Below are 11,811 nucleotides of genomic sequence, written 5' to 3' on the forward strand. Positions count from 1 at the left end.
ATGCCCACGAGACGACGCTTGCCGCTGCCTCGTGGATTGTCGTGGTGTCGTGGTGACGTGATCTGTTGGTTGAACCGCAGTTCACCGGGTATCGTGGCTGCTGGTCGATAACTGACTGGGGAGAGCGACCGAACCCGAGACGAAGATTCACGGTGCTGCCTATCGAGGAGGACCTATGGGCGGAGAGACCCCGGTCGACGAGTCGTCACAGGACGAGACGGCGACACCGTCGACCGGTTCATCGGCTGCAAGCGAGACGAGCGACGCCAGTACAGAGACGACGGCCGCCGGCGGTGATGCGGCCGCTGAGCCGTTCACCTACGACGGCGGCAGCGTCGCACCCGGTGAGTCCGCAAACATCCGCTACGGCATCAGCGAGACGTATCTGGGCGATCCGGTCAGGATTCCGGTGACGATCATCAACGGCGAACAGCCAGGGCCAACGGTCTTTCTCTCGGCGGCGGCCCACGGCGACGAACTCAACGGCATCGAGGTGGTTCGGGAGGTCGCACACGACTGGGATCACGCCGATCTCCACGGCACGCTCGTTTGCCTGCCAGTGATGAACGTCCCCGGCTTTCTCGCACAGGAGCGATACCTGCCGATCTACGACCGCGACCTGAACCGATCGTTCCCCGGCCGACAGGGTTCGACGAGCGCGCGCCGGATGGCCCACCGGATCTTCACGAACTTCATCGAACCCTGTGACTTAGGCGTCGACTTTCACACGTCGACGCGCGGGCGAACCAACATGCTTCACGTCCGGGCGAACATGGACGACGAAACGGTTCTCCGACTCGCGAACGCCTTCAGTTCGAACGTCATCATCGGCGGCGAGGGCCCCTCCGGCACCCTTCGTCGCGAGGCGACTGAAGCGGGCGTTCCGACGATCACCGTCGAGATGGGCGAAGCCCATCGATTCCAGCGACGACTGATCGACCGCGCGCTCACCGGCGTCGCGAGCGTCCTCGCCGAGTTCGGCTGTCACCGTAACTCGTCAGTCCACTGGCCCGGCTGGCGCGTCGTCATCGACAGCGACGACGAGAAAACCTGGCTCCGCGCCGACGCGGGCGGTATCGTCGACATGAAACGTGGTCGCGGTGCTCTCGTCGAAGAAGGAGAGATAATCTGTACGATCACGAACCCGTTCAAAGAAGAAGACGACATCCTCAACGTCGAGGCTCCCTTCACCGGGCTCATCGTCGGGATACTTGAGAACCCCGTCGTCTATCCGGGCAATCCGCTCTGCCATCTGGTCGGGCTGAAACACGAGACGCGCGTGGCCCTAGAGCGCGAACGCGGGACGGAGCGCTCACGGTCTGAACTGCGATAAGGTGACTGCGAGTAGGGGACGATGTGGATGCAGTCGGTCACAGACGGGGGATACTCGAGTCCCACTCGAGTAGAAGGTGTGTGATTGGTCACTGACGAATCACGACGCCGACCGAATGGGGCAACGAGAGCGATAAAAGTAACTTCTATACCCCCACGGTCTAACGGTCAAGATGAGCGTATGAGTCAGTCTTACAATCGCGGCCTCATCGAGGACTTCAGTCGCTGGAAGGAGTTCTCGGCCGGCATGTGGGCGTGGATCTTCCACAAGTTCACCGGGTGGATGTTGATCGGGTATCTGTTCACCCACATTGCCGTGCTGAGTAGCGCCATCGCAGCGGCGGACGGTCAAACGATGATGCTCGCCGGAGAAGAAGTCAATGCATACACCGGGACGCTGCAGGGACTCGAGAGTCTCTTCGTCGTTCGGGTGCTCGAAGTCGGACTACTGGCAGTCGCCGTCTTCCACATTCTGAACGGCATTCGGCTGCTGATGGTCGACCTCGGGGTTGGCCTCACTGCACAGGATAAGAGTTTCTACGCCTCGCTCGTCCTGACGGGCGTTATCACCGTCGCGAGCGTCCCGACCTTCATGGCAGGGGNGTCGACCTCGGGGTTGGCCTCACTGCACAGGATAAGAGTTTCTACGCCTCGCTCGTCCTGACGGGCGTTATCACCGTCGCGAGCGTCCCGACCTTCATGGCAGGGGTGGGACTCTAATGGCAGAACGTTACTCTTCGTTCACGCCCGGCGGGACCGCCTGGTTCCTCCAGCGTGTGACGGCAGCGTTCCTGATCGTCGTGCTTGCTTTCCACTTCTTCCTCTTGCACTTCGTCAACCACGCATCCGAAATCACGTTCGCGGGGACAGAAGCCCGCATGCAGGATATCGGCTACTTCCTGACGATGGTGTTGTTCCTCATCGCCGGCGCGTTCCACGGCGTTAACGGGGTCTACAACGCGCTCGTCAATCAGGGCCTCAGTGGAACCCCAAAGAAGGTAGTGCTCGCAGTTCTAGTGATCGCAGCCGGACTACTCATCGTCCAAGGTGTCTGGGTCGCCCTAGTCATGCGGGGGATGATCTAATATGAGTACACAACAACAGGAGCCAGAGAGTCAGGAATCGCCCCAGGACCCCGAGATGAAGGGGACCGAGTCGCCACAGCAGCGGCGACTCAGAGAAAAAGAGGAGGGAATGGTCGACGAACACGCAGAGGAGGAGGCCGAAGCGGCCGGCGAGACGGTCCACATCAAGGTCTTCCGCTACGACCCGGAGATCGCGGACAAACAGGAACCGCGCTTCGACGACTTCCACGTTCCCTTCGAGAAGGGGATGACGGTCCTCGACGCGGTCATGTACGCCCGCGACGAGTTCGACTCCTCGCTTACGTTCCGCCACTCCTGCCGGCAGGCAGTCTGTGGTTCGGACGCCTTCTTCGTCAACGGCTCGCAGATGCTCGGCTGCAAGACGCAGCTTTCGGACCTCGAGCAGCCGGTTCGCATCGAGCCGCTGCCACACCAGGAGGTCGTCAAGGACCTGGTCGTCGACATGGACCACTTCTACGACCAGATGCACGCCGTCGAGCCGTACTTCCAGGACGAAGACACGCCAGCCGCGAGCGACCTGGAAGAACAGCGTCAGACGCCAGAAAACCGTGAGAAGATCAAGATGTCCTCGCGGTGTATCTGGTGTGGTGCCTGTATGTCCTCGTGTAACATCGCAGCCGGCGACAACCAGTATCTCGGGCCGGCCGCGATCAACAAGGCCTACAAGTTCGCGATGGACGACCGCGAGAGCGAGGAGATCAAAGAGCACCGACTCCGCATCTTAGAGCAAGAACACGGCGTCTGGCGCTGCCAGACCCAGTTCTCCTGCACCGAGGTGTGTCCGAAGGACATTCCGCTTACCGAGCACATTCAGGAGCTCAAGCGGGAAGCGGTCAAGAAGAACCTGAAGTTCTGGTAATATGTACGAACACGACGTTCTCGTGGTCGGCGCCGGCGGCGCCGGCCTCCGCGCCGCGATCGCAGCGCACGAGGCGGGCGCCGATACGGCGATCGTCTCGAAACTCCACCCCGTCCGCAGCCACACGGGTGCAGCGGAGGGCGGAATTAACGCCGCCCTGCAGGAGGGCGACGACTGGGAACTGCACGCCTACGACACGATGAAGGGCTCTGACTACCTGGCCGACGCGCCGGCAGTCGAGACCCTCGCCCAGGATGCCCCCGAAGACACGATGCGCCTCGAACACTGGGGGATGCCGTTCTCCCGCGAGGAGGACGGTCGCGTCTCCCAGCGTCCGTTCGGTGGACTTTCCTACCCGCGAACCACCTACGCCGGCGCAGAGACCGGCCACCACCTGCTGCACACGATGTACGAGCAGGTCGTCAAGCGTGGCATTCAGGTCTACGACGAGTGGTACGTGATGAACCTCGCGACGACCGACGAGGAAGATCCAAACGACCGCCAGTGTGAGGGCATCGTCGCCTACGACGTTCAGTCGGGCAACGTGGAAGGCTTCAAGGCCAACCAGGGCGTCATCCTCGCGACCGGCGGCCCCGGACAGGCGTTCGACCACACCACCAACGCCGTCTCCTGTACTGGCGACGGTCACGCGATGGCGTATCGTGCGGGTGCACCGCTCGAGGACATGGAGTTCATCCAGTTCCACCCGACCTCGCTCCCCTCCACGGGGGTCCTGATCTCCGAGGGTGTCCGTGGCGAAGGTGGCATCCTCTACAACAACGACGGCGAACGGTTCATGTTCGAGTACGGCTACGCGAACAACTCCGGCGAACTCGCCTCCCGCGACGTCGTCGCCCGCGCCGAACTCGACGAAGTTGCCGAAGGCCGCGGTGTCGAAGACGAGTACGTCCACCTCGACATGCGCCACCTCGGCGAAGACCGCATTCTCGACCGCCTGGAGAACATTCTCCACCTCGCAGAGGACTTCGAGGGCGTTGACGGCCTCGTCGAACCGATGCCGGTCAAGCCCGGTCAGCACTACGCGATGGGCGGCATCGAGGTCGACGAGAACGGCCAGACCTGTATCGACGGCCTCTACGCGGCCGGCGAGTGTGCCTGCGTCTCCGTCCACGGTGGCAACCGCCTCGGCGGGAACGCACTGCCCGAACTCATCGTCTTCGGCAAGCGCGCCGGCGCTCACGCCGCTGGTGACGACCTCGGCGAGCCCGAGATTCGAACCGGCTACGGTGACGATGTCGAGGACGACGACACCGAGCTTCCGGTCGCACCCGGTGCGTCCGGCCTCGACTCCACGGACGCCGTCGCCGACGGTGGCGTCGCCGCAGAGACGGGCGCACTCGAGCAGGCCGTCGAACGCGAACGCGCTCGCGTTGAACGGCTGATGGACAAGGACAGCGGCGTCCAGCACGCCGAGATCCGCTCGAAGCTCCAGAACGCGATGACCGACTACGTCAACGTCTTCCGCAACGAGGAAGGCATCAAGAAGGCGCTGAAGCTCATCCGCGAGTGCCGCGAGGAGTATCAGGACGTCTACGTCGACGACCCATCGAAGACGTTCAACACGGACCTCCAACAGACGATCGAGACGCGCAACCTGATCGACGTCGCCGAGACCATCGCACTCGGCGCACTCGTGCGCAACGAGTTCCGCGGCGCTCACTGGCGTCAGGAGAATCAGGTTCGTGACGACGAGAACTGGCTCAAGCACACGCTCGTCTCGTGGGACGACGGCGAGCCGTCGATTTTCTACCGCCCGGTGATTCTCGAGGGCGAGGAGAAGACCTACGAGCCGAAGGTTCGCAGCTACTGACTTACTGGCTTTGACCCGATTTTCGGGTCTGTTTTGCTTCCAGTCTCGTGGTTCGTATTCTGGTTCGGTTTCTCAGACTGGACTCTCACGTCCCCTCGATCACCAGAGCTAAGGTACCACCCCCGCTACCCTGTGCCGGTATGTTGCTGTCGGGAACCGTCGTCGCCGACGCCGACACCGTCATCGCCGACGGTGCCGTCGTCGTTGCGGACGACGAAATCGTCGCCGTCGGTGATCGTTCGACCTGTCTCGAGGAGTACCCAGACCACGAGCACCACTCCTGTGACGTGCTCGCCCCCGGCACCGTCGGCGGCCACGTCCACTCCGTCCAGAGCCTCGGACGCGGCATCGCCGACGACACGGAGCTACTCGAGTGGCTCTCCGACTACGTCCTCCCCATGGAGGCCTCCCTCTCTCCTGCGGGTATGCGAACTGCGGCGGAGTTGGGCTATCTCGAACTGATCGAGAGCGGGACGACGACCTGTATCGACCACCTCTCGGTGGCACACGCCGACGAGGCGTTCGAAGCGGCTCAGGAACTCGGTATCCGCGGTCGCCTCGGGAAGGTACTGATGGACAAGGAGTCGCCGCCGGGGCTACTCGAGGACACGGACGAGGCCCTGGCCGAGAGCGAGCGGCTCATCCAGGAGTACCACGGCGCGGCAAACGGCCGGATTCGCTACGCGGTTACGCCGCGCTTTGCCGTGAGCTGCACCGAGGCGTGTCTGCGGGGCTCGCGGGAGCTCGCAGACGCCTACGAGGGAGTGACGATTCACACGCACGCGAGCGAGAACCGCGGCGAGATCGCGGCCGTCGAGGAAGAAACTGGCCAACGGAATATCCACTGGCTCGACGAGGTCGGCCTCACGGGCGAGGACGTGGTGCTGGCCCACTGCGTCTGGACGGACGAGGACGAGCGCGAGGTGCTCGCCGAGACCGGGACCAACGTGACCTACTGCCCCTCCTCGAACATGAAGCTCGCGAGCGGGGTCGCGCCGGTGCTCGACTACCTGGACCGCGGGATCAACGTCGCGCTGGGGAACGACGGGCCGCCGTGTAACAACACGCTCGATCCGTTTACGGAGATGCGTCAGGCGAGCCTGCTCCAGAAGGTCGACCAGCTCGATTCGGAGGCGCTGCCGGCCGACACGGTGTTCGAGATGGCGACGGTCAACGGCGCGCAGGCGGCTGGCTTCGAGCGCGTTGGCAAACTCCGCGAGGGATGGAAGGCGGATATCATCGGCCTCGAAACCGATATCACCCGCGCGACGCCGTTGCACGACGTACTCTCGCATCTCACGTTCGCAGCCCACGGCGACGACGTGCAGTTCACGATGGTTGACGGCGAGGTGCTCATGCGCGAGGGCGAAGTGCTCGTCGCCGATGCCGACGAGATCCGGTCACGAGCGCGCGAATTTGCGGCTGAACTCGACGTGGCACCCTGACATCAAGACAGCAACGGTCATCCGGTACGATCGAACGCGGCCGCTCATTTTGACGAAAGGGGCGTTCGACAGTCGACGTGACTGTCGTCAGAACCCGATCGAATCCAGAATATCGAGGCTGAGTCCGGCCGCCTGTACGAGTTTGTAGCCCAGAAAGAGCCCCACGATTCCCATAAGACCGGGGAGTTCAGGCGGTGCCGGAATCGGTACGTCGACGAGCGCGAAGAACGCGCCGGTGAGTGCGCCGGTCAGCAGTCCCAGGACGATGAGCTGCAGGTCCATACCGGTGTGAGTGCGGGCACCGCCAAAAGAACGCTGACTCGGATCGACACCGCCACTCGAGTGCGGCCGGCGCCGTAAGGATCGCGTTCCGTCCGTCTATTTTCGACACCTGACGATACTCAGTTTTAATATCGTCGAAGACAGGAACCCTCGTATGCAACTCAACGGACAGTCGCAGACGGATGTCACGGTTCCCGACGAGTTCGACTCGGCGCAGGCAAAGGTCGTCTACCTCTATCTGCACGTCTGGCCGGACTCGACGGCAGACGATCTCTGCGGCGCGCTCGGAATCAACAAGGGAACGGTGCTTTCGATCGTTCGAACGCTTCGAAAACAGGGCTACGTCGAGCGAGTCGACGGGCGGTATCGGCTCTCCTGAGCAGCGACAGCGCCTACAGCTCGATCCGTTCGACCAACTGCTCGTGATTCTCGTTCGTGTTGACCGCGACGATCCGGACGTGGTCTTCGAGTCCCGAATCACGAAGCTTCGCCTTTAGCAGGTTGTCCACCTGATAGACGCCCGCAGCGTTGGTCATCGCGATTTCGACCATCACCGGACTGCTCTCTCCCTCGTAAAGCGAGACGCGTTTGATCGCCTGACTCGAGAGCGTGTTGATCCCGCGGCCGCCATGCTCGTAGGGGATGCGCGAGCGCCCGCTTTCCATGTCCAGTGCATCCGAGACGCGGATGACACCGGCTTCGGTCGTCAACGGCGTCTCGGCCGTGTGGTGACAGAGAATCGCGTGGAGCACCTCGCCCTTCACGCGGACCTGATCGGCAAGATCGTAGAACTCCGGGAGCACGCGGTCGAGAATGTCCGCAGCGAGTGGAATCGAGTAGTAGACGTGCTCGTCGCGGTGGACCACGTGGCCCACGTCGTGCAGCGTCGCCGCGAGCGCGATGATCACCGACTCGTCCTCCTCAGCGAGTCCCTGCTGGCGCGCGCCGTTGAAATCGACGTTACCCGCCTTCAACAGATCGTACAGACAGAGCGCCCGGTTGCGGACGATCTCGATGTGTTTCTCGCCGTGGTCGTTGTAGCGCATCCGATCGACGGCGTTGACGTTCTGGGCCTCGAGATAGGTCTGGATCTCCTCGTCCGCGTCGATGTACTCGAGTACGGCGTTCAGTTTTTCGTCTGGAAAGTTGTGGTCGGCGTCGGGGTCGTAGATGCGACTGCCGTTGTCGGTGCCGTTCTCGCGGCTCTCGTCGCTGTCCTGGCTCGCAGTATCAGTCATACCGTTCACGTCGGGTGCGGACTAAAAAAGCGCTGCGCCGGGAGTCGACGTGGTAAAACGGGTCGTCGTTTCGGACCGTCCTTACGCTGCGGCTTCGACAGCGTCCTCAACCTCTGCGTACTCTGGCTCGACGCCGGGGTCGTCGCTGACCCACGAGTACGTAATCTCGCCGTCGGAATCGACGACGAAGACAGAGCGCTTGGCGACGCCGTAGACACCGAGGTCCTCGAAGTCCATCTCGACATCGTAGGCCTCGATGATCTCCTTGTTGAAGTCGCTGATCAGGCCGAAGTCGAGGTCGTTCTGGTCACGGAACTCGTTGAGCGTGAACGGCGAGTCGCGGCTGACGCCGTAGACCGTCGCGTCGACGTCCTCGAACGCGGCGAGGCGGTCCTGGAACGTGCACATCTCGTCCGTGCAGACGCCGGTGAACGCGGCCGGGAAGAACGCGAGGACGACCGGTGCATCCTCGGAGAGGGCGTCCGAGAGGCTGAACTCGTCGACGTCGCCGTTTGCGAGCGGTGCCGTGAAGTCGGGTGCGGAATCGCCAGTTGCTGGCATCACCTGCATCTTACGTCCAGGCGGGAAAGACAGTTTCGTTCGCGGACCAGTCGTCGTCGGGTAATATCGTCGGTCCCGACACAGACGGAGTTAGTAGGACTTTGGCAACCCGAGCACGTGCTCTGCGATGTAGTTCTTCACCATCTCGTTCGAAATCGGCGCGATGACGTTGATCATCGTCTCGCGCCAGTAGCGCTCCACGTCGTACTCGCTCGCGTAGCCCATCCCACCGTGGACGCGAACCGCGCGCTCGCAGGCCTCGAGTGCGTCCTCGCTCGCCCGGAGTTTCACCGCGTTCGCCTCCGCGCCGCAGTCCCGGTCGTTGTCGTACAGCCAGGCCGCCTTTCGCACCATCAACTCGTCCTGTTCCAGTTTCGACCACGAATCCGCGAGCGGGTGCTGGATGCCCTGATAGCTCCCGATTTCGTTTCCGAAGACGACGCGATCATCCGCGTAGGCCGCGGCCTTCTCGAGTGCGGCCTGGCCGATGCCGACGGCGTTCGCGGCGAGGGCGATTCGCTCCGTATTCGCAAAGCGCAGCAGGTAGCGGAATCCCTTGCCCTCTTCGGCGATGCGGTCCTCGATGGGGATCTCGTACTCGTCGAACCAGACTTCGTTCGAGTCGGAGGCACCGCGGCCGGCTTTCGGGATTTCGGTGACGCCGACGCCAGGCAGATCACGGTGAAAGTCGGTGAAAAAGAGCGTGAGTCCCCCGAAGCGGTCGGCTTCTTCTCGCGGCTTCGTTCGGGCGAGAAGCATGATCACGTCGGCCTTCTGGGCCTTCGAGGTCCAGATTTTCTGCCCGGAGACGCTGTAGACGCCCACCTCATCGTCGCGTTCGGCGGTCGTCTCGATTCGCGAGGTGTCGGTTCCCGCGTTCGGTTCGGTGACGCCGGTACAGACCTGCACGTCGCCGCCGCCGATCTTCGGGAGATAGCGTTCTTTGTGCGCCTCGTCGCCGAACGCGACGAGCGGTTCGGAGCTAAACGTGTGGTGGGCGGTGATCGAGGTGCCGGCCATCGCAGCGCCCGAGCGCGCGATTTCCTGCTGGACCAGCGCGGCTTCCTGGACGCCGTACCCCTGACCGCCGTACGCTTCGGGAATCGTCAGCCCGCACCAGCCGTGTTCCGCAAACGTCTCGAAGAACGACTCGGGGTACTCGTGGTTCAGGTCGCGCTCGCGCCAGTAGTCGTCGCCGAACTCGTCACAGAGGTCGCGAATCTCCGATCGGATGAGTTGCTGTTCGTCCGTGAGATCGAAGTCCATAGCTCGAATCTCTCGCGAGATATGGTAAGTGTATACTACCCATGGCCTCCCCAGAACAGTGCTTTGGCGGTGGGTTCGGACCGTGACCTCACTTGGTGTCTTCCCGCAGACAGTAGCCGACAGCGGCTTCCTTACACGTTGTTGTGCTGGGGATTGTACGGGGAGCATACGCCACGAAACGGACTGCTATCCGGGACTGATCACCCCCCCAACTCGTCAGCGAATGCATCCGCTTCGTGAACTGTCTCCAGTACTTGGATAACTGAGCGGTCCAAAAAGGTTATAATTGCCAGCGGGTAAGCCACGCATAGAGATGGTAGTCGAAACCGCACCGCTGTTCATCCCTGGTGCACCCGGGGGTCCGGAACTATTGATCATCCTTTTCATCGCCATTCTGCTGTTCGGGGCGAACAAAATCCCGAAGCTGGCACGGTCGACCGGTGAGGCCATGGGCGAGTTCCAGAAGGGGCGTGAAAAGGTCGAAACAGAACTCGAGGAGATGCGCGACGGGGACTTCGAGGGCGACCTCGACGAGGAAGACGACGAGTTCGTCGACACCGAACCGGTGACGTCCGAAGACGACGAGACCGAGACTGAGACCGAAACGGAAACGAGCACGAACTAACGGTTTTTCCCGGGGCGTGTGGCCTAGCGGAGAGGGCAGGAGGTTCCTAACCTTCTGATCGTGGGTTCAAATCCCGCCACGCCCGTCCGCGACGAACGCATGTGAGGAGCGGACGGGCACGGGATTTGAACGAGAGAAGACGCGCGTAGCGCAGCGAGCGCGTCTTCGCGTTGTTCGAATCCCGCCGCGTCTTCTCTCACCCACGTATTACGCCCCGTACGCAGCGTACGCAGCACTTCAACAGCAACGACAGCAGTGCCGCCAGGCAAACCGGGACTCGAGTACACCCCAAGTTCGATTCGTTGTTACTTGCTGTCTGTTCCAGTCGGTAGCCGTTCTGTTGCTTCAATCTGTCTCCCCACCGCTAGGAAATTACCGAGCCGTCCACCCACCGTCGACCGCCAGACACGACCCGGTCACGTAATTTGCTGCATCGCTCGCCAGAAACACCACTGGCCCAGCGATCTCGGCCGGGTCGGCAAAGCGCTCGAGTGGTGTCCGATCGAGAATCGACTGGCGGAGTTGCTCGTTGGACTCGAGTGCCGCGGTCAGTTCGGTCGAGACGTACCCCGGTGCAACGGCATTCACACGGACGTCGGGTGCCCAGTCGAGCGCGACGCTCTTGGTGAGGCCGACGAGGCCGTGCTTGGAGGCGACGTAGGGGTGTTGGCGCGGGAGGCCGACCAGCCCACCGACGCTGGCGACGTTGACAACCGAGCCGCCGCCGTTGTCGTGGAGATGTTGCGCTGCTGCGGTCGTCACCTCGTAGGCACCGCTGAGATTGACCGCGAGTGTTCGGTCGAAACTCTCGGTCGCGACGTCCTCGGGCCGGCCGAGCGCGTCGTCCGGGTTGAAGCCGGCGTTGTTGACGACGGTGTCGAGGCCCCCAAACTCTTCGACGGTGCGGTCGATCGCATCTGCGACGGCACTCGGGTCCGTAACGTCCGCCGGAACCGCGAGCGCCTCACCGCCGTCGGCCTCGATCTCGGTGACGACCGACTCGAGTTCGTCAGTTGAACGAGCCACAGGAACGACGGCAGCGCCTGCGGCCGCGAGTTCACAGGCGATGGCGCGGCCAATGCCGCGGCCGCCGCCGGTGACCAGTGCAACCGTGTCCTCGAGTGTGAACGCAGTCGTCAGAGTCGTGCTCATCGTGGTACGTAGGCACACTGTGTGGCAGCCACATTAACGTACGCTCGCTGAGGAGCGAATGCTGAACCTATCTTTCCAATGATCTGTCTGTCTTCGAATACGAACCGCTATCAG

13 protein-coding genes and 1 tRNA gene are annotated in these 11,811 nt (G+C 62.6%); 9 read left to right on the forward strand and 5 right to left on the reverse strand.

What is annotated here, in order from left to right:
- The first annotated feature begins 175 nt into the window (after window positions 1-175).
- From C483_RS16510 to C483_RS16535, 6 genes are all read left to right on the forward strand, one after another.
- A complete protein-coding gene (locus tag C483_RS16510; RefSeq protein ID WP_006654508.1) occupies window positions 176-1,333 on the forward strand; it encodes a succinylglutamate desuccinylase/aspartoacylase family protein in 1,158 nt (385 codons plus the stop codon).
- 180 nt (window positions 1,334-1,513) lie between these two features.
- Complete coding sequence (gene sdhC / locus C483_RS16515; RefSeq protein ID WP_006654509.1) at window positions 1,514-1,996, forward strand: succinate dehydrogenase, cytochrome b556 subunit; 483 nt, start codon at window positions 1,514-1,516, stop codon at window positions 1,994-1,996.
- 55 nt (window positions 1,997-2,051) lie between these two features.
- The gene (locus C483_RS16520; RefSeq protein ID WP_006654510.1) at window positions 2,052-2,417 is read left to right on the forward strand and encodes a succinate dehydrogenase subunit D; all 366 of its coding nucleotides are present in this window, start codon (window positions 2,052-2,054) and stop codon (window positions 2,415-2,417) included.
- Between the two features lies 1 nt (window position 2,418).
- On the forward strand, window positions 2,419-3,297 hold the full coding sequence (locus C483_RS16525) for a succinate dehydrogenase/fumarate reductase iron-sulfur subunit (RefSeq protein WP_006654511.1): 879 nt from the start codon (window positions 2,419-2,421) through the stop codon (window positions 3,295-3,297).
- 1 nt (window position 3,298) lies between these two features.
- The gene (locus C483_RS16530) at window positions 3,299-5,128 is read left to right on the forward strand and encodes an FAD-binding protein (protein ID WP_006654512.1); all 1,830 of its coding nucleotides are present in this window, start codon (window positions 3,299-3,301) and stop codon (window positions 5,126-5,128) included.
- A gap of 140 nt (window positions 5,129-5,268) precedes the next feature.
- Window positions 5,269-6,573 (forward strand): 5'-deoxyadenosine deaminase, encoded by a 1,305-nt coding sequence (locus tag C483_RS16535; RefSeq protein ID WP_006654513.1) that lies wholly within the window; start codon window positions 5,269-5,271, stop codon window positions 6,571-6,573.
- An 87-nt stretch (window positions 6,574-6,660) separates the two neighbouring features.
- Here C483_RS16535 and C483_RS16540 read toward each other — a convergent pair whose 3' ends face one another.
- The gene (locus C483_RS16540; protein ID WP_006654514.1) at window positions 6,661-6,855 is read right to left on the reverse strand and encodes a XapX domain-containing protein; all 195 of its coding nucleotides are present in this window, start codon (window positions 6,853-6,855) and stop codon (window positions 6,661-6,663) included.
- Between the two features lie 154 nt (window positions 6,856-7,009).
- Here C483_RS16540 and C483_RS16545 point away from each other — a divergent pair, with 154 nt between their 5' ends.
- Window positions 7,010-7,234, forward strand: coding sequence for a helix-turn-helix domain-containing protein (locus tag C483_RS16545; protein ID WP_006654515.1), 225 nt, complete (start codon window positions 7,010-7,012; stop codon window positions 7,232-7,234).
- Between the two features lie 13 nt (window positions 7,235-7,247).
- Here C483_RS16545 and C483_RS16550 read toward each other — a convergent pair whose 3' ends face one another.
- The 3 genes from C483_RS16550 to C483_RS16560 form a co-directional block, all read right to left on the reverse strand.
- On the reverse strand, window positions 7,248-8,093 hold the full coding sequence (locus tag C483_RS16550) for an HD domain-containing protein (RefSeq protein WP_006654516.1): 846 nt from the start codon (window positions 8,091-8,093) through the stop codon (window positions 7,248-7,250).
- A gap of 81 nt (window positions 8,094-8,174) precedes the next feature.
- Window positions 8,175-8,654: a redoxin domain-containing protein gene (locus C483_RS16555; protein ID WP_006654517.1), complete on the reverse strand. Its 480-nt coding sequence runs from the start codon at window positions 8,652-8,654 to the stop codon at window positions 8,175-8,177.
- Between the two features lie 90 nt (window positions 8,655-8,744).
- The gene (locus C483_RS16560) at window positions 8,745-9,920 is read right to left on the reverse strand and encodes an acyl-CoA dehydrogenase family protein (RefSeq protein ID WP_006654518.1); all 1,176 of its coding nucleotides are present in this window, start codon (window positions 9,918-9,920) and stop codon (window positions 8,745-8,747) included.
- Window positions 9,921-10,233: 313 nt separating this feature from the next.
- On the opposite strand from C483_RS16560, the gene tatA reads away from it, so the two are divergent.
- Together tatA and C483_RS16570 are read left to right on the forward strand one after the other, a co-directional pair.
- On the forward strand, window positions 10,234-10,545 hold the full coding sequence (gene tatA, locus C483_RS16565; RefSeq protein ID WP_006654519.1) for a twin-arginine translocase TatA/TatE family subunit: 312 nt from the start codon (window positions 10,234-10,236) through the stop codon (window positions 10,543-10,545).
- A gap of 12 nt (window positions 10,546-10,557) precedes the next feature.
- Window positions 10,558-10,630 (forward strand) — tRNA-Arg (locus tag C483_RS16570).
- Window positions 10,631-10,917: 287 nt separating this feature from the next.
- Here C483_RS16570 and C483_RS16575 read toward each other — a convergent pair.
- Window positions 10,918-11,697 (reverse strand): SDR family NAD(P)-dependent oxidoreductase, encoded by a 780-nt coding sequence (locus tag C483_RS16575; RefSeq protein WP_006654520.1) that lies wholly within the window; start codon window positions 11,695-11,697, stop codon window positions 10,918-10,920.
- Window positions 11,698-11,811 lie beyond the last annotated feature (114 nt).

The organism is Natrialba hulunbeirensis JCM 10989, assembly GCF_000337575.1.
Lineage (GTDB): Archaea > Halobacteriota > Halobacteria > Halobacteriales > Natrialbaceae > Natrialba > Natrialba hulunbeirensis.

Bases quoted from the DNA above. Each gene is read 5' to 3' on its own strand.
- C483_RS16510 (WP_006654508.1), top strand. From the start codon at position 176: ATGGGCGGAGAGACCCCGGTCGACGAGTCGTCACAGGACGAGACGGCG.
- C483_RS16520 (WP_006654510.1), top strand. From the start codon at position 2,052: ATGGCAGAACGTTACTCTTCGTTCACGCCCGGCGGGACCGCCTGGTTC.
- C483_RS16525 (WP_006654511.1), top strand. From the start codon at position 2,419: ATGAGTACACAACAACAGGAGCCAGAGAGTCAGGAATCGCCCCAGGAC.
- C483_RS16530 (WP_006654512.1), top strand. From the start codon at position 3,299: ATGTACGAACACGACGTTCTCGTGGTCGGCGCCGGCGGCGCCGGCCTC.
- C483_RS16535 (WP_006654513.1), top strand. From the start codon at position 5,269: ATGTTGCTGTCGGGAACCGTCGTCGCCGACGCCGACACCGTCATCGCC.
- C483_RS16540 (WP_006654514.1), bottom strand. From the start codon at position 6,855: ATGGACCTGCAGCTCATCGTCCTGGGACTGCTGACCGGCGCACTCACC.
- C483_RS16545 (WP_006654515.1), top strand. From the start codon at position 7,010: ATGCAACTCAACGGACAGTCGCAGACGGATGTCACGGTTCCCGACGAG.
- C483_RS16550 (WP_006654516.1), bottom strand. From the start codon at position 8,093: ATGACTGATACTGCGAGCCAGGACAGCGACGAGAGCCGCGAGAACGGC.
- C483_RS16555 (WP_006654517.1), bottom strand. From the start codon at position 8,654: ATGCCAGCAACTGGCGATTCCGCACCCGACTTCACGGCACCGCTCGCA.
- C483_RS16560 (WP_006654518.1), bottom strand. From the start codon at position 9,920: ATGGACTTCGATCTCACGGACGAACAGCAACTCATCCGATCGGAGATT.
- tatA (WP_006654519.1), top strand. From the start codon at position 10,234: ATGGTAGTCGAAACCGCACCGCTGTTCATCCCTGGTGCACCCGGGGGT.
- C483_RS16575 (WP_006654520.1), bottom strand. From the start codon at position 11,697: ATGAGCACGACTCTGACGACTGCGTTCACACTCGAGGACACGGTTGCA.